Consider the following 21,687-nt stretch of genomic DNA (forward strand, 5'->3'; position numbering starts at 1 on the left):
TCCCGTTCTATCGCTTCCCCCGGCAGGAGATGCAGATTGGTTGTCGTCTTTTCCCGCAGAGTAAAAAGGAAATGAACCGCTCACAAGCGGAAATGTGCGGCACCGCACAAGACTTGGGCAAAGACCCGCCAGCCCCCCCCGCATTACTGGAAGTCGAAGGCACTGAGCCCCGTCACCATCTCGTCAAGCCCGAGCGGACGGGTGAGCGGCGGCTCGGCACGCGCAAGACAGCCCTGCCGCTCGCAGAGCCGGCAGGCGGTGCCGGCGAGAATGCGCGCCGCCGGCAGTTCGGCAGCCGCCCCGTAAACCGTCTCGCCGGCCGCCGCCGCATCGCAGCCGACGAGGATCGCCGTGCGGCGCAGGCGCTCGCCGAAGGCGGCGCGCGGCCCCTCCAGCGTGCGACTGAGCGTCAGGAAGGCCGCCCCGTCCGGCATCTCCACCCGCTCGACCAGCATCTGGCCGGGCTGGGCAAAGGCCTGGTGCAGGCCGAGCTTCGGACAGAGCCCGCCGAAACGGGCCTGCGGAAAGCCCTGGGAGCCGGCCTTGCGCAACACGTTTCCGGCATGATCGACCTCCATCAGGAAAAAGGCAGGCACGCCGACACCGGCCCGGTGCAGCGAGACCAGCCGGTGGGCGGCCTGCTCGAAGGAGACATCGAAGCGGGCGGAGAGCTGGTCCAGATCGAAGCGGGCCCGCTGCGCCGCCGTCAGGAAGGCGCCGAAGGGCATCATCAGTGCGTGAGCCGCATAGCGGGCCAGTTCGAAGCGGCCGATGCGCAGTGCCTCGCCGCTCGAAAGCGACAGGCCGGCAAGCTCCGCCGCGATCTCCTGGCCCAGCGAAAGCAGCGCCACCTCCTGGGCAATCTCGCGGGTCCGCTCCGCCACCGACAGGCGCTCGGAGAGAAAGAGGCGCATGGAATGCCGGTCGTAGCGCCGGCGCAGCGTCGGCATGGCATGTACCGGCAGCTGTCGCACCACAATGCCATGCGCCGAACGCAGCCAGCCCTTCAGGGCACCCGTCAGATCGTCGCCGGGATTGAGCGTCGCGATGAAGGCTTCCGCCGCCTCGTCCAGCCGCGCAAACGCCATGGGACGCCTTTCCAGCGTCTCGCGCACCTCGTCCATCGGCAGGCGGGCGCGGCCGAGCGAGGTCTCGTGCCCCTCGCGTGCCAGCAGATCGGCGAGATCGGAAAGGCGGGCGGCCTGCTCGCGATAGGCGCGGTAGAGTTTGAGGATGCCGACCGCCGCATTGGGCGCGCCCTCCGCCACCTCGATCAGCTCCTGATCGCCAGGGATTTCGCCGGCCAGCAGCGGATCGGCAAACACCTCGCGCAGCTGCTGCGCCGCACCGCCCCCCTCACCCTGCAGCTGGTCGATATCGACCTTGTAGACCGAGGCGAGCCTCAGCAGCAGCTGCACGGTGAGCGGTCTCTGATTGCGCTCGATGAGGTTCAGGTAGGAGGGCGAGATGCCGAGCCCCTCGGCCATCGCCGTCTGGGTCAGATCGAGACCGAGCCGCAGCCGCCGCACCCTGGGTCCTGCAAAGATCTTCCGCTCCGCCATGTCACACCTTTTACAGAAGTCGCCCATTCAGAGTTTTTACATAATTTACAAATTTACACGATGAAACGTCAAAGGCAAGACAACCTAACCTCTTTCAGATCTCTGTTTTCGTTTATTTGCTGGCGACACGCTGCGCTGCACTGTAAATTCAGTCTCAGACATTCGGAGACGACATCATCGGACACAGGATGTGTCCTCGCCTCCAAAGCAGACGGGAGAGAGCATCATGACAGAGTTTTACAACCTTGTTCCCACCGCACCCGAAGGTCGTTTCGACGGCATCGAGCGCCCGTACACGGCAGAGGACGTGAAGCGGCTGCGCGGCTCGGTCGAGATCAAGTATTCGCTGGCGGAGATGGGGGCGAACCGCCTCTGGAAGCTGATCAACGAAGAGGATTTCGTCAACGCACTCGGTGCCCTCTCCGGCAATCAGGCCATGCAGATGGTTCGCGCCGGCCTGAAGGCGATCTACCTGTCCGGCTGGCAGGTTGCAGCAGAAGCCAACACCGCCTCTGCCATGTATCCTGATCAGTCGCTTTACCCGGCCAATGCCGCGCCGGAGCTCGCCAAGCGCATCAACCGCACCCTGCAGCGCGCCGACCAGATCGAGACGCAGGAAGGCAAGGGCCTGTCGGTCGAGACCTGGTTCGCGCCCATCGTTGCCGATGCAGAGGCCGGCTTCGGCGGACCGTTGAATGCCTTCGAGATCATGAAGGCCTTCATCGAAGCCGGCGCTGCAGGCGTTCACTTCGAGGATCAGCTGGCATCGGAAAAGAAGTGCGGCCATCTGGGCGGCAAGGTTCTGATCCCGACGGCCGCCCATATCCGCAACCTGAACGCCGCCCGACTTGCCGCCGACGTCATGGGCGTTCCGACTCTGCTCGTCGCCCGCACCGATGCGGAGGCCGCCAAGCTGCTCACCTCCGATATCGACGAACGCGACCAGCCCTTCGTCGATTACGACAAGGGCCGCACGGCGGAAGGCTTCTACCAGGTGAAAAACGGCATCGACCCGTGCATCGCACGCGCGATCGCCTATGCACCGCATTGCGACCTGATCTGGATGGAAACCGGCAAACCGGACCTCGAACAGGCCCGCAGGTTCGCCGAAGCCGTGCACAAGGTGCATCCTGGCAAGAAACTCGCCTACAACTGCTCGCCCTCGTTCAACTGGAAGAAGAACCTGGACGATGCGACGATCGCAAAGTTCCAGCGCGAGCTGGGGGCGATGGGCTACAAGTTCCAGTTCATCACGCTCGCCGGCTTCCACCAGCTGAACTACGGCATGTTCGAACTGGCCCGCGGCTACAAGGACCGCCAGATGGCGGCCTATTCGGAGCTGCAGGAGGCGGAATTCGCAGCCGAAATCAACGGCTACACCGCGACGAAACACCAGCGCGAAGTCGGCACCGGTTATTTCGATGCCGTGTCGCTGGCCATCACCGGCGGTCAGTCGTCGACCACGGCGATGAAGGAATCCACCGAGCACGAACAGTTCCGCCCGGCGGCTGAGTAAAAGCCAAGGCCCCTCCCCACAAGGGGGAGGGGTAACCCGCAGAACCGCCTTGCCCATTCGCAGCCGACAGCTTGCTGACGGTTTGAAGGGGCAGTCCGGTGCCACAGGCCACGCCCCTCCGCCTTGTGGGGAGGGGTCTGAGCATCCCCTTCAACAACCCCTGCACAACAAGAGGAGAAATGCCATGAATGTCCAGACCCGCGTCAAGGAACGCGCCGAAGAACAGTCCACCGCGATGAGCGCCGAACAGCAGTCGGCCATCCGCGTTCTCGCCAACGAACTGCACCGCCTGAACCATGCCGTCATGCGCGCCGTCGATGCCGGCGTCTCGGTCGAACTGGTGCGCTCCGCCCGCCACCATGGAGGCGAGGGCAACTGGGGCGACCTGATGATCCCGGTCATCGTGACACAGCCGCGCTGACCCCAGGGACAGCATGCATGAGGCGGGGAAGCGCAACGCTTCCCCGCCTCATGCATGCGGGCGCTCGCCCGCGAAAAGCGCGGCCTCATTCCGCACAAGATGCGTCATCCGGTCGATGACGGTGCGGATCTCGCGCCGGCCCCGGTCCTCGTTGTTCATCACGATCCACTGGCTGTGACGCAGTTCGGCGATCTCGCCATCCTGCCGGACGAGCTCCGGCAGCTGGTCGCCGACGAAACAGGGCAGAACCGCGGTGCCGGCGCCGGCAAGCACAAGATCGAGCAGGGAACGCGGCCGATTGACGCCGACCACAACCCGCTCGGCATGGCGTTCGCGCATAGCGCAGATAGGCGGAAATCGCGGCCTCCTCCCCAACGGCCAGCCAGCGTCCGGCCTCGGCGCCGGACAGGCTGCGGGCCCGATAGGCCGCGTAGGCAACCTCGCCGAGACGCGTGGCGGCAAGATTTGCCTCCGCCGGCTCGAAGGCCCGGATGCCGATATCGCTTTCCCGATGCGCCAGAGCCGCACGCTGCTCGCCGACGAAGATATCCAGCCGGAACCGGTCGTCCGGCCGGCAGAGTTCCGGCCACTGCCGCATCAGGTGCCAGGCCATCCAGGTGCCGCAGGCAATGCGCACAAGCGGTGCATGCAAGCCGCTGGCGTTCCAGCTTTCGATGCGGCGCGCCGCCGCCTCCATCTCCAGACATTGGGCAAACAGTGCCTCGCCATCGGCTGTCAGGCGATAACCCGTGCAGCTGCGCAGGAACAGCGGGCGACCGATTTCCGCCTCCAGATCCAGCATGCGCCGGCCGAGCGAGGCGGGGCTGAGGCCCGTGGCCTGCACCGCGCCCGACAGGCCGCCGCGGCGCGCGACCTCAAGGAAGGCTGCATAGATATCCCAGCTCACGTTTTTCATCGATGAAAAACATAGCCGGTTTTTCCCGGTTCTTGAAGCGCATTTCCCTGACTATTGAAAAGGATCACCGCAAACAGGCCCGCAAGCAGGCCATTGTCAGGAAAGGATGATCCCATGCAGGACTTGATCACTGCCCAGATTTTCGACGCCTACCTGCGGCAGCGGCAGAGCAGGCAGAGCGAGGATGATTTCTATCGCCTGCATGCCGAACCTCTGCCACGTTGGCTGCGATGGTTTCGGCTGCCCCGTCTCCGGCTCAACGCGACAAGGGGCGATCCGCAGACCGCCCCTTCTCATCCGATGCCGGAAACCGGCTGCAGCTTCACGCCGCGTGGCGACCGCCCGTTGCCTGCCCCGTCTCGGTGCGGAACTGTTCGACGAGTTGCATGAGCCGGCCTGCCTCGCCGGCAAGCCGGGCGCTGGCCTGGCTGGTTTCGGTGGCCATGGCGCCATTCTGCTGGGTCAGCTGGTCCATCTTGTTGACGGTGCCGTTGATCTCCTTCAGCGCCGAGGACTGGTCCTGGCTGGCAGTGGCAATCGATTCCACGTGGCGGCTGGCGCCGGCGATCTGTTCGCTGATCGCCGCCAGCACCTGGCCGGCCTGCTGTACCAGTTCGGAGCCGTTGCGCACCTCATTGCTGGACTGGTTGATCAGGTCCTTGATCTCGTGCGCGGCACTGGCGGAGCGCTGCGCCAGTTCGCGCACTTCCTGCGCGACGACGGCAAAGCCCTTGCCGGCCTCGCCGGCGCGGGCCGCCTCGATGCCGGCATTGAGCGCCAGGAGATTGGTCTGGAAGGCGATGTCGTCGATCACCTCGATGATCAGCTCGATCTTCTTCGACGCCTCCTCGATGCGGCCCATGGCTTCGACGGCACTGCTGACCACCGTGGAGGAACTGTCGGCCGTGCGGCGCGTGCGGGAAACCGCCTCGTTCGCCTCGCGGGCACGGCTGGCCGAATTGGTGACTGTGACCGTGATCTGGTCGACGGCCGCCGCGGTCTCTTCCAGCGAGGCGGCCTGGCTCTCGGTGCGCCGCGCCAGTTCGTCGGACGAGGCGTTGAGATCCGTGGTGCCCTGCCGGATCGTCAGGGCGGTATGGCGGATATGGCCCATGGTATCGCGCAGATGGGTGATCGAGCCGTTGAAATCCTGCCGCAACTGCTCCAGCCTGCCGGCAAAGCGGGTCTCGATGGTACGGGTGAGATCGCCTTGGGAGAGCCGCGCCAGCGCCGCGCCCAGTTCGCTGACGGCCTGGTCGATCTGCCGGTCCGTCTCCTGCTTTTCCGCATCGCGACGGCGCCGCTCGGCTTCGGCCTCGGCCCGTTCCTCGTCCGAGCGCGCCTCCACAAGCTGCTTCTCCTCGGCATTGCGGCGGAACACTTCCAGCGCGCGGGCAATGTCGCCGAATTCGTTGCGGCTTTGCGTGAAGGGCACATCCACGGAGCGGCCGGAGGAGATGCTGATGACGGTGTCCGTCAGCACGGTCAGCGGTCGCACGAGCCTGCGGATCATCACCAGGCCGACGAGGCCCACGCAGAGGATGGCGACAAGCCCCGTCACCACCATGATCCAGGCGGAGGAGGAGATCTGTGCGAAGTAGACCTCGAGCGGAATGCCGATGAACAGCACGCCGGTCACGGCACCGCTGTCGTTCTTGATCGGAAAATAGCCGGTGACGAAGCTGCGGCCGAACAGGGTGGCCGGGCCGTAATAGGCCTCGCCCCGCGCCAGGAAAGCCTGGGCCGGATGATCGGCGGCAAGCTTGGTGCCCGTGGCACGGTCGCCATTCTCCTTCTTCACATTGGTGGAGATGCGCACGTAATCGGCGCCCTGCTTCTGGAAGATGGTCGCGACGCCGGAAATCGACTGCGCCGTGCGATCGACCAGCGCATGGTCTGCCAGCGCCACCGGCGCCTCCTGCCGCACCGCGCTGACGATGCCATCGGCAAGGCGGATGTCCGAACCCGGCACCGATGCGCCGTAGAGAATGGCCATGGCCCGCATCGCACTGCGTGCATCGTCATCCGTCCGCTCCATGATGCTGGAGCGCAGGTAGCCGTAGGTCATGCCGCCGACGGCGGCTACGGCGGCCACCACCAGCAGAAGACAGAGCAGAAGAATGCGCGATGCGACCGAAGCCGGAATGATCCTGGACATGATGCCCCCGTCGAAAGTCAGAGCGAAGTTCAATCCAGGGACTCTAGGCCATCAGGGTAAAGGGAACCTGACTTGCGTTCTATCAATTCTGAGGGGTAAGGATGTCGGCCGCAGGACCCTCCCCCTTGGCAAGGGCCGGGCGCCACGACAGAGCCGCAGCGGCAGGCGGTCAGAAGAACAGACCGGGCAGAGCGATCAGGGCAGCGGTGGCCGACACGGCGAGAACAAGGAAACGAAGCTTCAGCGAAGCCTGCGTCCGGGCTTCGGCAATGGCAATGGCACGCGCGCGATGTCTCTGCATGGTACGATCCCCAAAACGATCTGGTTGGCCTGCCGCGGAACGACAGACTGCGCGACACTTCCTTGAAGCCGGAAAATGTGGACGCATTGCGACAGCATGCGGCGAGGGAACTTAAGAAGTCTTGAATGAAGGCGCTGATTTCTTAGCGCCGGCCAATGCCGGGCCGGAATGGTCCGGGAATGGTAAAGGGCCCTTCAACGGCGAGGATGAAAGGCCCTTGCTGTCTCCCAGGACGGCGCCGCATCAGGCGGCGCGGGCGCCCCGGTATCCGTCGCTCCGCTCGACGCGGAACTGTTCCAGCAGCATCACCAGCTGATCGGCCTCCTCCGCCAGCTGGCGGCTTGCCGCGCTGGTTTCCTCCACCATCGCCGCATTCTGCTGGGTCAACTGGTCCATCTGGCTGACGGCGCCGTTGACCTCCTGCAGGGCGGACGACTGGTCGCGCGAGGCCGACGCAATGCCCTCCACATGGGCGCTGAGGCTGGAGATCTGCCGGCCGATGGCGGCCAGCGCGTCGCCGGTGCGCTGCACGAGATGCGATCCGCTGCTGACCTCCTCCGTGGAGGCATTGATCAGGCCCTTGATCTCCTTGGCCGCGCTGGCCGAGCGCTGGGCAAGCTCGCGCACTTCCTGCGCCACGACGGCAAAGCCCTTGCCCGCCTCGCCGGCCCGCGCCGCCTCGACGCCGGCATTCAGCGCCAGGAGATTCGTCTGGAAGGCGATCGCATCGATGACCTCGGTGATCTGGGCGATCTTCTGCGAGGCAACCTCGATCCGCTGCATGGCCGAGACGGCCTCGCCCACCACGACAAGCGAGTCGTCGGCGCTACGCCGGGTTTCGCCGACCACGACATTGGCCTCGCGGGCCTTGTCGGCCGCGGCGCGAACATTGGCGGTCACCTCGTTGACGGCCGCGGCCGTCTCCTCCAGCGACGCGGCCTGGGTTTCGGTGCGGCGCGAAAGATCGTCGGTCGACTGCGACATCTGCCGGACATTGCCCTGAATGGCCACGACATTGCTCTTGATCATCGCGATCGTGTCCTGCAGGCGGGTGAGCGAGCGGTTGAAATCGCTGCGCAGCTGTTCCAGACGTCCGACAAAGGGCGTGTCGATGGTGGCAGACACATCGCCTTCCGCCAGCCGCTCCAGGCCCATTGCCAGCGCGGTGACGGCAAACTCGATCTGCCGGTCGATCTCCTGCTTCTCGGCCTCGTTGCGACGGCGCTCCGCCTCGGCTTGTGCGCGCTCCTGCTCGCTCATCGCCTCGACGCGCAGCTTCGCCTCGGCATTTTCCTTGAAGATGCCAAGCGCCCGGGCCATGTCGCCCAGTTCGTCGCGGCGGGCCGCCCCTTCGATCGCGGTGCTGAGATCGCCGGCGGCAAGCCGCCGCATGGTGGCGGCAATCTGCAGGATCGGTCCCTTGAAGGTGAAGATCAGGCCGATCCCGGCAAAGATGGCCACCAGGATGCCAAGCAGCATGGCGCTGACGGAAATCTGGTTGGCCTTGTCGCGCTCGATGCCGGCGGCGTCGCGCTGGTGGGAGGCGAACTGGGTCAGGCTGCCCCAGATGGCATTGATTTCGCGTTCCGCCGAGCGGAAGGCATCGATCCGCTTGCGCGAGAGATCGAGCAGCGCCTCGGCCTTGTCCTCCATGCCGACGATCCGCGGCAGGATGGCGTCCGCCCGCTTGCGGATCTCTTCCGGCACGGTCTGGTCGGCCTGCATGGCGCCGGTCGACACGTCGAGCGACATCAGCGCGCCCAGCAGGTCGTCCAGCAGGGTCGCATCGGGCGCCACGGTGTAGCGGGCGACCTTCAGTTCGACGGTGCGCACGGCATCGCTGATCTGGCGCGTGACAGTGACGAAGCGGGTGGCCGCGGCAATCGGCGCATCGAGCTGGCCGAAGGCTTCGGTGGCCTGGCGGGCCTTCAGGGTGGCGGCGCCCTGCAGACGGATCGCGGCGGGGCGCATCAGGTTGACGGCCCGCTCGACGGCACCGATGGTCGCATCATTGACGACGTTGATTTCCGCCTGTTTGGTAATCTGGCCGAGGCTGTCCGCCAGCTGATCCGCCACGACCTTCTGGTCTGCCGGCAGCGCGGCATTGACCTCGGCCATCGTCGTCTTAAGCTGGCCGAGTTGCGGCGTCACGACATCCATCTTCTGCTGCGCGGTCGCCTGGCCGTTGAAATCCGCCACCAGCCTGGAGATCAGGTTGGCGCCGCGGGTCAGCCGTTCGGCATCGCGCAACAGTTCCTTTGCCTTGCCTTCGTCGGCGCTCAGGTTCTCGCGCTTGACCGTCGCATAATTGAGCAGGTCGGCCTGCTGCTTGACGATGATGCCCAGATCCTCGTCGATGCCATTGCGCAGGGCGACCTCGTCCTTGTAGAGCGCCCAGAGCGCGTCGATCTGACCACCGATCGTTTCGGCCCCCTGAATGGCGGCTCCGATCTCGGCACGGCCATCAGCGTCATCGGCCGCAGCCGCCACCTGCTTCAGAAGCGCCGACTGTTCGCCGAGCTGGCGCACGAGAACGCTGCGCGTTTCCTCGCTGGTATGCTGCAGGAACTCCGTCATGCCGGCATAGACCTGCTTGAAGCCGCTCAGCGACTGCAGCACGGAATTGGACATGTCCATACGCACCTGCAGGAGGCGCGAGGCATAGAGACCGGAGAGCCCGACGGCCGATATGCTGAGAACGAACGGAACGATGAAGGCGATGACCTTCGTCTGGATCTTGAAGCGCGCGAGCAGGCGATCGACGAGCATTTGCAACCTCTGAAATGAAAGGCCGCCCGGACTGGCAGACGGGCAGATATGCCCCTTGAAATTCAAGGCGGCCATATCGTTCTCCCACTCGCCGCTAAAGAAATGCTGAAGATTCAGCCTAGAATGGTACAAATGAAATTGCGAATATACTGATATGAGAATAATGCGTGCAGAAACTGCACAGGTTCGCCTCTCTCCGGCAGCGCGGGCGGGTCAATGGTGAGGCGACGACACTGTCAACGCCTCGCCGCAGACATGGCCGGAGGCCCAGGCCCACTGGAAATTGTAGCCGCCAAGCCAGCCGGTGACATCGACGCATTCGCCGATGAAATAGAGGCCCTGCACCGACTTTGCCTGCATGCTGCGCGAATCGAGTGCATCGACATCGACACCGCCGAGCGTGACTTCCGCCGTACGGTAACCTTCCGAGCCCGCAGGCTTGAGGCTCCAGGATTGAACCGCCGTCGCGACCGCCTGCAGCACGCGGTCGCTCTGATCGGCGAGCGGCGCCGACAGGCCGAGATCTTCCGCAAAGAACTGCGCCAGCCGGCGCGGCAGGATCTCCGCCAGCGCCGTCTGCACCGCCTGGCGACCGTTGTCCCGGCGCGCCTGTTTCAGGCGGGCGAGCAGGTCGATATCCGGCTCAAGCGACAGCGTGATGGCATCGCCCTCGCGCCAGTAGGAGGAGATCTGCAGGATGGACGGCCCGCTGAGACCGCGATGGGTGAAGAGCAGCGCCTCACGGAAACCCGTCTTGCCGTGGCGCACCTCGGCCTCCACCGAAATGCCGGAGAGGACGGAAAGCTTCTCGAGCATGGCCGGTTCCAGCGTCAGCGGCACCAGCGCCGGTCGCGTCTCGGTGACCGGCAGGCCGAACTGTTCGGCGATGCGATAGGCAAGGCCGGTGGCGCCCATCTTCGGAATGGACTTGCCGCCCGTCGCCACCACCAGCGCGCGCGACTCGACGATGCCGCTGTCGAGGGAAAGGCGGAAACCCTCCTCGGATTTTTCGACCGCGCCGACCGGCTGCTGCAGACGAAGCTCGACATCGCCGGCCTGCATTTCGGCAAGCAGCATGCGGATGATGTCCTTGGCGCTGTCATCGCAGAACAGCTGGCCGAGCGTCTTTTCGTGCCAGGCGATGCGATGCTTCTCGACCAGCGCCAGAAAATCCCTCGGCGTGTAGCGCGCGAGCGCCGACTTGGCGAAATGGCGGTTGCCGGAAATGTAGTTGGCCGGGGCGGCATGAAGATTGGTGAAGTTGCAGCGCCCGCCGCCGGAAATACGGATCTTTTCGCCGGGCGCCCGGGCATGATCGAGCACCAGGACGCGCTGGCCGCGCTGGCCCGCCCTCAGCGCGCACATCATGCCGGCGGCCCCGGCGCCCAGCACCACAACATCGTATCGGCGCGTCACGTCACTCTCATCCTGTCTTGCCCGTCCGCTCCTTCCTGTTCGCGATCAACCGTACAAAGTCAATGATCCCCCTCGCCAATTGCCGTGTTCCGACTATGATGCGGGCAACGTCAACAACGTCCGGTGCCTCATGCCGCCCAAGAAAAAGCCGACCGCCCGTGCCACTGGAAGCGTCCTGAAGGCCGCCACGGCACAACCGCCTCTCACCTCGCTTCGGGGCGTGGCGAACTGGCGGGACGCCGCCGCCTGGCTGAAGGCCCGCGGCATCGAGGATGTGGAATGCATCACCCCGGATCTGGCCGGCGTGCCGCGTGGCAAGATGATGCCGACGTCGAAATTCACCTCCAACACCTCGCTGGCGCTGCCGTCTGCGCTCTATCGCCACACGATCTCCGGCGACTATCCGGACGAGACGGCCAATTTCCGCTACGAGCCGCGCGACAGCGACCTGAAGCTGGTGCCGGACCTGTCGACCCTCTCCGTGGTTCCCTGGGAAAGCGACCCGACGGCGCAGGTGATCTGCGACGTGGTGGGCACCACCGGCGAACAGGTGCCCTATACGCCGCGCAACGTGCTGAAGAATGTCATGCGGCTTTACGACGATCAGGGCTGGAAGCCGGTCGTGGCGCCGGAAATCGAGTTCTATCTCGTCGCGATCAACGAGGATCCGGATTACCCGCTGCATCCGCCGAAGGGCCGCTCCGGCCGTTCCATCGTCGGCGGCCAGGGCTATTCGATCGCCGGCATCAACGAATTCGACGAACTGATCGACGACATCTATCACTTCTCCGAGAAGCAGGGGCTGGAGATCGATACGCTGATCCATGAGGAAGGCCCTGCGCAGCTGGAAATCAACCTGCGCCACGGCGACCCGATCCAGCTCGCCGACCAGGTGTTCCTGTTCAAGCGCACCATCCGCGAGGCGGCCCTGAAGCACGGCATCTATGCCACCTTCATGGCCAAGCCGATGCAGGGCCAGCCGGGATCTGCCATGCACATCCACCAGTCGGTGGTGGATGCCAAGACCGGCAAGAACATCTTTTCCAATCCGGACGGCTCCCCGTCGCGCGCCTTCTTCCACTTCATCGGCGGCATGCAGAAATACGTGCCGAGTTCGCTCGTGATGCTGGCGCCCTACGTCAACTCCTACCGGCGGCTTACGCCGGACATGGCCTGCCCGGTCAACAATGCCTGGGGTTACGACAACCGCACCACGGCGTTTCGCGTGCCGATCTCGGAGCCCGCGGCGCGGCGCGTCGAAAACCGCCTGCCGAGCTCGGACGCGAACCCCTATCTGGCGCTGGCGGCCTCGCTCGCCTGCGGCTGGCTCGGCATCATGAAGGAGATCGAACCGACGGAGCCGACCTATGACACGGCCAACGAGGGTTCCATCGATCTTCCGCGCGGGCTGCTCGAAGCCGTTGCCCTTCTCGAGGGCGAACCGGCCTTCGAAGAGGTGTTCGGCAAGGAATTCATCGGTCTTTACGCGGGGGTCAAGCGGGGCGAGTTCGAGACCTTCATGCAGGTGATCAGCCCGTGGGAGCGTGAATTCCTGCTGCTGAACGTGTAAGGTGACCCCATGACATGGCAAAGCCCCATTGCACCGGGCCTGTCCTGGTATCAGGACAGCGTTGCGGATCGGCCGACCTACGCAGCACTCGACGGCTCGGTCACGGTCGATGTCGCCATCATCGGCGGCGGCTTCACCGGGCTGCAGGCGGCCTGCAATCTTGCCCAGCGTGGCGTCTCGGTGGTGCTGATCGAGGCAAGCCGGCTCGGCGACGGGGCATCCGGCCGCAATGGCGGCCAGCTGGGCTCCGGCCAGCGCGCCTGGCCGGACGAACTGGAGCCGGAACTCGGCTACGAGCGTTCCCGCGCCCTGTTCGACATGGCTGAAAACGCCAAGCGCTACCTGCTCGATTTCGCCGAAACGCACGGCATCGACATGGACTACATGCCGGGGCAGATGAATGTGTCGCACAAGCCGGGGCATGCCGACGACTACCGGCGCGTCGCCGATCTTCTGGCGACGCGTTACGACTATCCGCATGTTTCGTTCATGGACAAGGCCGAGACGACCGCGCGACTGGGCTCTTCCCATTACCATCACGGCGTGCGCGATGCCGGCACCGGCCATATCCACCCGCTGAAACTTCTGATCGGCCTTGGCCGGGTGGCGGCTGAAGCCGGTGCGAGGATCTGCGAGATGACGCCGGCCAACGGCATGACGCAGGCGGACGGCAGGACGCGGATCGAGACGCCGCGCGGCACGATCACCGCCGAGCGGGTTCTGCTCGCGACCAATGCCTATATCGGCAAGCTGGAACGGGAAACGGCGGCACATGTGATGCCGATCCGTTCCTTCATCGGCGCGACCGTGCCGCTCGACCGCTTCCCCGACATCCTGCCGGGCGCCGAGGCCGTGGCGGATTCGCGCTTCGTGGTGCGCTATTTCCGCAAAAGCCGCGACGGACGCCTGCTGTTCGGCGGGCGCGAAGCCTATACCGCCGACAGCCCGCGCGACATTTCCCGCCACATCCGCAAGCAGATCGCCGAAATCTATCCGGCGCTGAAGGATGTCGCGATCACCCATGCCTGGGGCGGTTCGGTGGGCATCACCCTGCCGCGCAAGCCTTTCGTGCGCGAAGTGATGCCGGGCGTCACCTCGATTGCCGGCTATTCCGGCCATGGCGTCATGCTGTCAAACTACGCAGGCAAGATGTATGCCGACGCGGTTGCCGGAAACGCCAGCGAGCTTAACCTGTTCCAGGATCTGAAAATCCCGCCCTTTCCCGGCGGAGCGCGGTTCAGAAGCCCGCTGCTGTTCCTGGCGCTGACCTGGTACGCCCTGCGCGACCGGTTCTGATTGCCGTGTGACGCTTTGCCCCATCAGGGGGCTGGCTTTTTTAAATCGATTAGATTATGTAGACATCAACCCTCAGACTTCGAAAGAGCTAGGCATGAGCAGTCAGATCATCCCCGTGGAACCCTTCGACTATGTCGTCTTCGGCGGCAATGGCGACCTTGCCGAACGCAAGCTGCTTCCCGCCCTCTACCACCGGCAGATCGAAGGCCAGTTCACCGAACCGACCCGCGTGATCGGCGCCGCCCGCACCCCGATGAGCCACGAGGAGTTTCGCAAATTTGCCGACGAGGCGCTGAAAAAGCACCTCAAGGAGGGCGAATACGACACGGCGGAAGTGGCCAAGTTCCTCGCCCGCCTGTTCTACGTCTCCGTCGATGCCAAGACCGATGCCGGCTGGGACCAGCTGAAGAAGCTTTTGGACGAGGGCAAGGAGCGCGTGCGGGCCTTCTATCTCGCGGTATCGCCGGCGATCTTCGGCGCCATCTCGGAAAAGATCCGCGACCACAAACTGATCACCAAATCCACCCGCATCGTGGTGGAAAAGCCGATCGGCCGCGACCTCTCCTCCGCGCTCGACCTGAACGACACGATCGGCAAGGTGTTCAAGGAAGAGCAGATCTTCCGCATAGACCACTATCTCGGCAAGGAGACGGTGCAGAACCTGATGGCGCTGCGCTTTGCCAATGCGCTCTATGAGCCGCTGTGGAACGCCCAGTACATCGATCACGTGCAGATTTCGGTTGCCGAATCCGTCGGCCTCGAAGGCCGCGCCGGCTATTACGACACGGCCGGCGCGCTGCGGGACATGGTGCAGAACCACATTCTGCAGCTTCTTTGCCTTGTCGCCATGGAAGTGCCCTCCTCCATGGATTCCGAAGCCGTGCGCGACGAGAAGCTGAAGGTGCTGCGCGCCCTGAGGCCGATCACGGAAGCCAATGTCGAGCAGATGACGGTGCGCGGCCAGTATCGCGCCGGCGCCTCTGCGGGTGGCCCCGTGAAGGGTTACCTGGAAGAACTCGAAGGCGGCGTGTCCAACACCGAAACCTTCGTCGCCATCAAGGCCGAGATCAACAACTGGCGCTGGGCGGGCGTTCCCTTCTACATCCGCACCGGCAAGCGGCTGGCCAGCCGCATGTCGGAGATCGTCATCACCTTCAAGCCGATCCCGCACAACATCTTCGAGCCGGCCGCAGGCCGTATCTCCGCCAACCAGCTGATCATCCGCCTGCAGCCGGATGAGGGCGTCAAGCAGTCGCTGATGATCAAGGACCCCGGTCCGGGCGGCATGCGCCTGCGCAACGTCTCGCTCGACATGAGCTTTGCCGCCGCCTTCAACGTGCGCAATCCGGATGCCTACGAGCGGCTGCTGATGGACGTGATCCGCTCCAACCAGACGCTGTTCATGCGCCGCGACGAAGTGGAAGCGGCGTGGAAGTGGGTCGATCCGATCCTGAAGGGCTGGGAACTGACCGGCCAGCCGGCGCAGGGCTATACGGCCGGCACCTGGGGTCCGAGCCAGGCGATTGCGCTGATCGAGCGCGACGGTCGCACCTGGCACGAGGGCTGAGCCGATGGCATCGACCCTGCACAGCTTCGCCAATGCCACCGAACTGGCCGAACTGCTCGCCAGCGACGTGGCGACCCATCTTGAGAAGGCAATTGCCGAACGCGGTTCGGCCTCGATCGCCGTCTCCGGCGGTTCCACGCCAAAGCGCTTCTTCGAGGCGCTTTCGACGCGTGACATCGCCTGGGACAAGGTGACGATCACGCTGGTGGACGAGCGTTTCGTGCCGGCCGACAATCCGCGCTCCAACCATCTGCTGGTGGAAACCCACCTTTTGCAGAACAATGCTGCGAGCGCCATCTTCGTGCCGCTCTATCACGATGTCGCTTCCGCGCTGCAGGCAGCGGCGATTGCGACGGAAAAGACGGAAGACATCGGCAATCCGTTCGACGTTGCGATCCTCGGCATGGGAACGGACGGCCATACGGCCTCGTTCTTTCCGGGGGGCAATCATCTGGCACGCGCCATCGATCCCGATGCGCCGCGCGGCGTGATGACGATGATGGCGGATGGCGCCGGCGAGGAACGGCTGACCTTCACCTATCCGAGCCTGGCCGATGCCCGCTTCCTGGTGCTGCATATCGAGGGCGAGGCAAAGATGGCGGTGCTTGAAAAGGCGATGGCCGGCACCGACGAGATGGAAATGCCGGTGCGTGCTCTTCTGAACCGTGCCCCGTCACCGGTCGAGATCTACTGGGCGCCCTGACGCCAAGGCGCCCGTCACGCGCTTCCCTGCGCGGCAAACGAAAGCAAGAGAACATCAGGCGCGGCGGCCTCCCAACCGCCGCTGGCCTTGCCCATGGAGGATGATATGGCTGCCCATTCGAGCATTGAAGCGATCACCCGGCGCATCGTGGAACGGTCGAAACCGCATCGCGAGGCCTATCTCGACCGAGTTCAGCGGGCTGTCGCCAAGGGCGTGCACCGTTCGACGCTGTCCTGCGGCAACCTTGCGCATGGCTTTGCCGTCTGTTCCCCCGCCGAGAAGGCCGCGCTCGCCGGAGACGTCGTGCCCAATCTCGGCATCATCACCGCCTATAACGACATGCTTTCGGCGCACCAGCCGTACGAAACCTTCCCGCCGATCATTCGTGATGCGGCGCGTGAGGCCGGCGGCGTCGCCCAGGTAGCGGGCGGCGTGCCCGCCATGTGCGATGGCGTGACGCAGGGGCAGCCGGGCATGGAGCTTTCGCTCTTCTCGCGTGATGCGATTGCCATGGCCGCCGGCATCGGCCTCTCCCACAACATGTTCGATGCCGCCGTCTATCTCGGCATCTGCGACAAGATCGTGCCGGGCCTCGTGATCGCGGCTCTCACCTTCGGCCATCTGCCGGCCGTCTTCATTCCCGCCGGCCCTATGACCTCCGGCCTGCCGAATGACGAGAAGTCGCGCATCCGCCAGCTCTATGCGGAAGGCAAGGTTGGCCGTGCCGAACTTCTGGAAGCCGAATCCAAATCCTATCACGGCCCCGGCACCTGCACCTTCTACGGCACAGCCAACTCCAACCAGATGCTGATGGAGATCATGGGCTTCCATATGCCGGGCGCCTCCTTCGTCAATCCCGGCACGCCGTTGCGCGAGGCACTGACCAGGGAAGCCGCCAAGCGCGCGCTCGCGATCACGGCGCTCGGCAACGAGTTCACGCCCGCCGGCGAGATGATCGACGAACGCTCGGTCGTAAACGGCGTCGTCGGTCTGCATGCGACCGGCGGTTCCACCAATCACACGATGCACCTCGTCGCCATGGCGCGCGCGGCCGGCATCGTCCTGACCTGGCAGGACATTTCGGAACTCTCCGACACCGTGCCGCTGCTTGCCCGCGTCTATCCCAACGGTCTTGCCGACGTGAACCATTTCCATGCGGCCGGCGGCATGGGTTTCCTCATCAAGCAGCTCCTGAAGACCGGCCTCGTGCATGATGACGTGCGCACCGTCTTCGGCCAGGGCCTTGCCGCCTATACGGTCGAGGCACGGCTCGACGAAAACGGCATGGTGGTGCGCGAGGAAAGCCCGGAGGAGAGCGGCGATCCGAAGGTGCTGACCCGCATCGAAAGCCCCTTCCAGGCCAATGGCGGCCTGAAGATGCTGCACGGCAATCTCGGCAAGGGCGTCATCAAGATTTCCGCCGTCAAGCCGGAGCGCCACGTGATCGAGGCACCGGCAATCGTCTTCCACGACCAGCAGGAACTGCAGGACGCCTTCAAGAAGGGCGAGCTCAACAAGGATTTCGTCGCTGTGGTGCGCTTCCAGGGCCCGAAGGCGAACGGCATGCCGGAACTGCATCGCCTCACCCCGCCGCTCGGCGTGCTGCAGGACCGCGGTTTCAAGGTGGCGCTCGTCACCGATGGCCGCATGTCGGGCGCCTCCGGCAAGGTGCCAGCGGCGATCCATGTGACGCCGGAAGCCTCGGATGGCGGCCCGATCGCCAAAATCCAGAACGGCGACATGATCCGCCTCGATGCCGTCAACGGCACGCTGGAAGTGCTGGTGGATGCGGCTGAGTTTGCCTCGCGCCCCTTGGCCGAGGCCAATCTGGACGTCAACGAATTCGGCATGGGCCGCGAACTCTTCGCCCCCTTCCGCCGCAATGTCGGCCCGGCGGACCAGGGCGCGAGCGTGTTCTTCGCGTAACCTTTCCGGATGAAGCAGTGCCGGGGCGATTGTCTGTCGCCCTGGCGCCATTCGCGTCACAGCCGTGTCGTACAGCATTGTTAGGGCGGGGCATTTCCGAAAAAGGGATTGTCCAGATGCTGCTCAACCGCCGCGCCGTCCTCGGCCTGTTTTCCTCCGCCGCCCTCCTGCCTCTGGCTGGCCTTGCCGCCCGTGCCGCCGAGCCGGGCGTCGATCTGATCATCTTGTCGGACCTGCATTCGGCCTATGAGCGGATGGCCGAGTTGCTGCAGGCGGTGCAGGCGCGTGTGGCGGCTGCCAGCCGGCCGCAGGTCATTCTCTTCAATGGCGATCTGTTCGAGGTCGGCAATGTCGCGGCCGCCCGCTCCGGCGGCGAGGCCGACTGGGCCTTCCTCGGCGCTCTGGCCAAGCTCGCACCGACCGTCTTCAACATCGGCAATCACGAGCCGGATTTCGACAATGATCTCGCCCATTTCGTCGAGAAGGCCCGCTCGCTCGGCGTGACCGTGCTCAGCAACATCACCGACAAGCGGTCGGACAAGCCCTATACGGAGGCTTCCGCCACGCTCTCCGCCGGCGGCCTGACGCTCAGCATCGCCGCCCTCGGCACCAACGCAATCAACACCTATCCCAAGGCGACGCGCGAGATGATCGCCGTGCCGCAGCCGGTGGAATGGGCCAAGGCCAACCTGCCGTCGATGCTGAAGGGCAATAGCGTCAACATCGTGCTGAGCCATGCCGGTGTCATCGCCGATCGCGACATCCTGCCGATGCTGCCGGATGGCACGCTGATGATCGGCGGCCACGACCACCTGACGCTGGTGCATGAACAGGGCAAGACCCGCTATGTGCATACCGGGTCCTGGGCCTCGCTGATGACGGTGGCGACGATTGCAGCCCCGGGTGCAGCCGCCAGCCTGGAGCGGGTGGCGATCGAACGCGGCGGTCCGGCCGCGCCGGACCTCAAAAGCGCCATCGCCACCGTGCTGGAAAAACACCTGACGGCGGAAGACCGCAGCGTCGTCGCCCGCACCAAGGCGCCGCTGACGCTGGGTGAAACGGCCCGTTTTGCCGCCGCCGCCATTGCCGCCAAGGCCGGCGCCGATATCGGCTTCATCGGCCACACCTCCTTCGGCACCGGCCTGCCCAAAGGGGAGGTGAGCCGTTTCGACTACAATGCGGCGCTACGCTTCGAAGGCAAGATCATGAAGGCCGAGGTGGATGCGGCGACGCTTGCCGCGATCCTCGCACGCTCCAACCAGGATGGCGACGTGCCGCTTGCGGCGCGCACCGGCGACTTCCTCTATTCGGCACCGGCGCTTGCCCCCGGCAAACAAAGCTACATCATAGCCTGCAACGACTGGTCGGCGATCAACCGCAAGGCCTATTTCGGCCGCGAGGACCTGGCCTTTGCCGAAGTGCCGGAGCTGAAGCTGAAGGCGCTGGTGATCGAGGCGCTCAACAAGGCCTGATCCGGGAGCGGCCTTGCGCAACGGCAGACGGCATTAGCGGTCTGCCGTCGCAAGCTTGATGCCGAGGCCGACAAAGGCTGCGGCAAAGCCCCGCCGCAGGCCTGTCATCACCGCCGGGCGTGAGAGGATGCGGTCCCGAACGCTTGCCGCACACAGGCTGTAGAGAACGAACACGGCAAAGGTGATGGCCATGAACACCAGCGAAAGCTCGGCCATGTGGAGGACGGCGCCCTCCGCATCCGCAGCGATGAACTGCGGCATGAAGGCCAGAAAGAAAATCGACAGTTTCGGATTCAGGAGATTGACCATGATCGCCGATACGATGGTCTGCCGATCCGAGCGGGGAGCGGTGGCGGTATCGACTGCGAGTGCACCGTCCTCGCGGGCAATCATCACCGCCATATAAAGCAGATAGGCGACGCCGGCATAGCGGATCGCTTCATAGGCGAGCGCACTGGCATGCAGCAGCGCGGCGAGCCCTGTCATGGCCGCCAGCATGTGCGGCACGATGCCGAGCGTGCAGCCGAGTGCCGCAACGACGGAGGCCCGGCGACCGTGGGCAAGTGCCGCAGCCAGCGTGACGATGACACCGGTGCCGGGCGTCGCCACCACGATCAGCGAGGTGAGCAGAAACTGCCAGCTCATGCGCGCCCCTCCCCGCCGTTCGGCGCAAGAGGGTTCCAGGCGGCGGCACGCGGCCTTGCATTCATCATCGGACAACCTTCCCTGTTGAGAACAGCCGGATCATGCCCTCGCCCTGGCGGGCGGTCTTGGATGAAATTGCAGCCTTGCGATCTCAACTGCGGACAGCCGCCTGGGCATAGGCACCGGGTGTCAGCCCGAAGCTCCTTGCGAAAATGCGGTGCATGTGGCTCTGATCGGCAAAGCCCGCTTCGGCCGAGGCTTGCGACAGCGGCATGCCGCGGCGGATCAGCCGGCGCGCAAGCTGCACCCGCCGCTGCAGCAGATAGGCATGCGGTGTCAGGCCCGTGTACTGCCTGAAGGCGCGCAGCAGCTGAAAACGGCTGAGGCCGGCAAGCGTGGCCAGTTCCTGCAGAGTGACCGGCACGGCAGGGTCATCGTCCATGCGATGGAGCGCGCACTGCACGGGCGGCGGCGGTTCGCGGCGCAGCGCCGCCCGCTCGCAAAGCCGCGCCAGAACGGAAAGGAGAAGTTCTTCGCCGCGCAAGGCAGTATCCGGCTCGGCGCGGCCGGTGACGAGGCCGAAAAGTTCCGACAGGTCCCGTGCGAGCAAAGGCTGGCGCGCCACCGGCAGGGTCAGTTCGAACGATGCCGGCCGCCCCTCCGTGATGGCAAGCCCCGCCTGCGCGACGATGGCCGGATCGAGATACAGCATGCGCCAGGCACGGCCGCCATCGCCGATCGGCCGCCCGTCATGCACCTCGCCCGGATTGACCGTGATCACGTCCCCCGCCCTGGCTTCCACAGGACCACGGCCGCTCGCGGAATGCTGGGCGCCACGGCAAAGCAGGCCGATGCCGAACTGGTCATGGGTGTGGCGTCCGAAGCTTCGGGCGCTGTCGGCCTTGACGGCATCAAAGCCGTCAAGGCAACTGGCAAGGGCAATGAACTGGCTGGACATGGCACGGGCTCCCCGGGGTCACCCCTCGTCCGGCCGCAAGCCGGATTTACCAGCTTCTCACGTCCAGCTTCTTGTCCTTGTGCGCCGGGTGGGTGCTGAAGATGAAGATGCGGTCGAGTTCCTTCTGCGTCAACATCCTGAGGAACCGCACGTCGATGGTGTTGTTGGCATTCACCCGCATCAGGATGCAGCCGATCTTCATGATGCGCGCGTCGGGAATGTCGAGCACGAATTCCTTGGGAAGATTGTACTGGGTGAGCAGCGCCAGAACCGCGCCGCTCATCGAAATGCGGATCACATCGCAGCGGCGCTGGGCCATGTGCATGACATGCTTTTCGGTATATTCGATCCGGCCGGCATTCATCGTGTCTTCCAGGCGGAACCGCGTCTCGCGGTCATACATGAAAGACTCTTCCTTCTTCAGATAGTGTCTCGGTTGTCCGGACATGGCGGCCTCGGGTATTACGCAACTGAACCTGTCGCGATCCTAG

16 protein-coding genes and 1 pseudogene are annotated in these 21,687 nt (G+C 64.8%); 8 read left to right on the forward strand and 9 right to left on the reverse strand.

Annotated features, from left to right (window positions below; translation table 11 throughout):
* Positions 1 to 143: 143 nt before the first annotated feature.
* Positions 144 to 1,562 (reverse strand): helix-turn-helix domain-containing protein, encoded by a 1,419-nt coding sequence (locus tag KLP42_RS18460; protein ID WP_215568427.1) that lies wholly within the window; start codon positions 1,560 to 1,562, stop codon positions 144 to 146.
* A 226-nt stretch (positions 1,563 to 1,788) separates the two neighbouring features.
* On the opposite strand from KLP42_RS18460, the gene aceA reads away from it, so the two are divergent.
* Positions 1,789 to 3,078, forward strand: coding sequence for an isocitrate lyase (gene aceA, locus KLP42_RS18465; protein WP_215568428.1), 1,290 nt, complete (start codon positions 1,789 to 1,791; stop codon positions 3,076 to 3,078).
* A 184-nt stretch (positions 3,079 to 3,262) separates the two neighbouring features.
* Positions 3,263 to 3,499, forward strand: a complete 237-nt coding sequence (locus KLP42_RS18470) for an SMc00767 family acetate metabolism repressor (RefSeq protein ID WP_143126471.1) — start codon at positions 3,263 to 3,265, stop codon at positions 3,497 to 3,499.
* A 48-nt stretch (positions 3,500 to 3,547) separates the two neighbouring features.
* Here the strand turns inward: KLP42_RS18470 and KLP42_RS18475 are convergent.
* The 5 genes and pseudogenes from KLP42_RS18475 to KLP42_RS18490 all read right to left on the reverse strand — a co-directional run bounded on the left by KLP42_RS18475 (position 3,548) and on the right by KLP42_RS18490 (position 11,059).
* A pseudogene (locus KLP42_RS18475) lies at positions 3,548 to 4,415 on the reverse strand (LysR family transcriptional regulator).
* A 322-nt stretch (positions 4,416 to 4,737) separates the two neighbouring features.
* Positions 4,738 to 6,573, reverse strand: coding sequence for a methyl-accepting chemotaxis protein (locus KLP42_RS18480; protein WP_215568429.1), 1,836 nt, complete (start codon positions 6,571 to 6,573; stop codon positions 4,738 to 4,740).
* Between the two features lie 169 nt (positions 6,574 to 6,742).
* Entirely contained in the window at positions 6,743 to 6,874 is a 132-nt protein-coding gene (locus tag KLP42_RS27160) for a hypothetical protein (RefSeq protein WP_286675487.1), read from the reverse strand.
* A gap of 243 nt (positions 6,875 to 7,117) precedes the next feature.
* The gene (locus tag KLP42_RS18485) at positions 7,118 to 9,643 is read right to left on the reverse strand and encodes a methyl-accepting chemotaxis protein (protein WP_215568430.1); all 2,526 of its coding nucleotides are present in this window, start codon (positions 9,641 to 9,643) and stop codon (positions 7,118 to 7,120) included.
* A 213-nt stretch (positions 9,644 to 9,856) separates the two neighbouring features.
* Complete coding sequence (locus tag KLP42_RS18490) at positions 9,857 to 11,059, reverse strand: BaiN/RdsA family NAD(P)/FAD-dependent oxidoreductase (protein ID WP_215568431.1); 1,203 nt, start codon at positions 11,057 to 11,059, stop codon at positions 9,857 to 9,859.
* 130 nt (positions 11,060 to 11,189) lie between these two features.
* On the opposite strand from KLP42_RS18490, the gene KLP42_RS18495 reads away from it, so the two are divergent.
* The 6 genes from KLP42_RS18495 to KLP42_RS18520 all read left to right on the forward strand — a co-directional run bounded on the left by KLP42_RS18495 (position 11,190) and on the right by KLP42_RS18520 (position 19,593).
* Positions 11,190 to 12,629, forward strand: coding sequence for a glutamine synthetase family protein (locus KLP42_RS18495; RefSeq protein WP_215568432.1), 1,440 nt, complete (start codon positions 11,190 to 11,192; stop codon positions 12,627 to 12,629).
* Between the two features lie 9 nt (positions 12,630 to 12,638).
* Positions 12,639 to 13,925: an NAD(P)/FAD-dependent oxidoreductase gene (locus KLP42_RS18500; protein ID WP_215568433.1), complete on the forward strand. Its 1,287-nt coding sequence runs from the start codon at positions 12,639 to 12,641 to the stop codon at positions 13,923 to 13,925.
* A 94-nt stretch (positions 13,926 to 14,019) separates the two neighbouring features.
* A complete protein-coding gene (gene zwf, locus KLP42_RS18505) occupies positions 14,020 to 15,492 on the forward strand; it encodes a glucose-6-phosphate dehydrogenase (protein ID WP_215568434.1) in 1,473 nt (490 codons plus the stop codon).
* Between the two features lie 4 nt (positions 15,493 to 15,496).
* Positions 15,497 to 16,195, forward strand: a complete 699-nt coding sequence (pgl, locus tag KLP42_RS18510; protein WP_215568435.1) for a 6-phosphogluconolactonase — start codon at positions 15,497 to 15,499, stop codon at positions 16,193 to 16,195.
* A 105-nt stretch (positions 16,196 to 16,300) separates the two neighbouring features.
* Complete coding sequence (edd, locus tag KLP42_RS18515; RefSeq protein ID WP_215568436.1) at positions 16,301 to 18,121, forward strand: phosphogluconate dehydratase; 1,821 nt, start codon at positions 16,301 to 16,303, stop codon at positions 18,119 to 18,121.
* A gap of 116 nt (positions 18,122 to 18,237) precedes the next feature.
* Positions 18,238 to 19,593: a metallophosphoesterase gene (locus KLP42_RS18520; RefSeq protein ID WP_215568437.1), complete on the forward strand. Its 1,356-nt coding sequence runs from the start codon at positions 18,238 to 18,240 to the stop codon at positions 19,591 to 19,593.
* Between the two features lie 33 nt (positions 19,594 to 19,626).
* Here the strand turns inward: KLP42_RS18520 and KLP42_RS18525 are convergent, their stop codons facing one another.
* From KLP42_RS18525 to KLP42_RS18535, 3 genes are all read right to left on the reverse strand, one after another.
* Entirely contained in the window at positions 19,627 to 20,238 is a 612-nt protein-coding gene (locus KLP42_RS18525; RefSeq protein ID WP_215568438.1) for a LysE family translocator, read from the reverse strand.
* A 151-nt stretch (positions 20,239 to 20,389) separates the two neighbouring features.
* Positions 20,390 to 21,196 (reverse strand): AraC family transcriptional regulator, encoded by an 807-nt coding sequence (locus KLP42_RS18530; protein WP_215568439.1) that lies wholly within the window; start codon positions 21,194 to 21,196, stop codon positions 20,390 to 20,392.
* Between the two features lie 46 nt (positions 21,197 to 21,242).
* The gene (locus KLP42_RS18535; protein WP_215568440.1) at positions 21,243 to 21,599 is read right to left on the reverse strand and encodes a hypothetical protein; all 357 of its coding nucleotides are present in this window, start codon (positions 21,597 to 21,599) and stop codon (positions 21,243 to 21,245) included.
* Positions 21,600 to 21,687 lie beyond the last annotated feature (88 nt).

It is taken from the genome of Rhizobium sp. CSW-27 (genome assembly GCF_018760785.1).
GTDB lineage: Bacteria > Pseudomonadota > Alphaproteobacteria > Rhizobiales > Rhizobiaceae > Neorhizobium.

Coding starts and splice junctions, on each gene's coding strand:
- KLP42_RS18520 (WP_215568437.1), top strand. CDS start 18,238: ATGCTGCTCAACCGCCGCGCCGTCCTCGGCCTGTTTTCCTCCGCCGCC.
- KLP42_RS18495 (WP_215568432.1), top strand. CDS start 11,190: ATGCCGCCCAAGAAAAAGCCGACCGCCCGTGCCACTGGAAGCGTCCTG.
- KLP42_RS18485 (WP_215568430.1), bottom strand. CDS start 9,643: ATGCTCGTCGATCGCCTGCTCGCGCGCTTCAAGATCCAGACGAAGGTC.
- KLP42_RS18470 (WP_143126471.1), top strand. CDS start 3,263: ATGAATGTCCAGACCCGCGTCAAGGAACGCGCCGAAGAACAGTCCACC.
- KLP42_RS18525 (WP_215568438.1), bottom strand. CDS start 20,238: ATGAGCTGGCAGTTTCTGCTCACCTCGCTGATCGTGGTGGCGACGCCC.
- edd (WP_215568436.1), top strand. CDS start 16,301: ATGGCTGCCCATTCGAGCATTGAAGCGATCACCCGGCGCATCGTGGAA.
- KLP42_RS18535 (WP_215568440.1), bottom strand. CDS start 21,599: ATGTATGACCGCGAGACGCGGTTCCGCCTGGAAGACACGATGAATGCC.
- KLP42_RS18480 (WP_215568429.1), bottom strand. CDS start 6,573: ATGTCCAGGATCATTCCGGCTTCGGTCGCATCGCGCATTCTTCTGCTC.
- zwf (WP_215568434.1), top strand. CDS start 14,020: ATGAGCAGTCAGATCATCCCCGTGGAACCCTTCGACTATGTCGTCTTC.
- aceA (WP_215568428.1), top strand. CDS start 1,789: ATGACAGAGTTTTACAACCTTGTTCCCACCGCACCCGAAGGTCGTTTC.
- pgl (WP_215568435.1), top strand. CDS start 15,497: ATGGCATCGACCCTGCACAGCTTCGCCAATGCCACCGAACTGGCCGAA.
- KLP42_RS27160 (WP_286675487.1), bottom strand. CDS start 6,874: ATGCAGAGACATCGCGCGCGTGCCATTGCCATTGCCGAAGCCCGGACG.
- KLP42_RS18460 (WP_215568427.1), bottom strand. CDS start 1,562: ATGGCGGAGCGGAAGATCTTTGCAGGACCCAGGGTGCGGCGGCTGCGG.
- KLP42_RS18500 (WP_215568433.1), top strand. CDS start 12,639: ATGACATGGCAAAGCCCCATTGCACCGGGCCTGTCCTGGTATCAGGAC.
- KLP42_RS18530 (WP_215568439.1), bottom strand. CDS start 21,196: ATGTCCAGCCAGTTCATTGCCCTTGCCAGTTGCCTTGACGGCTTTGAT.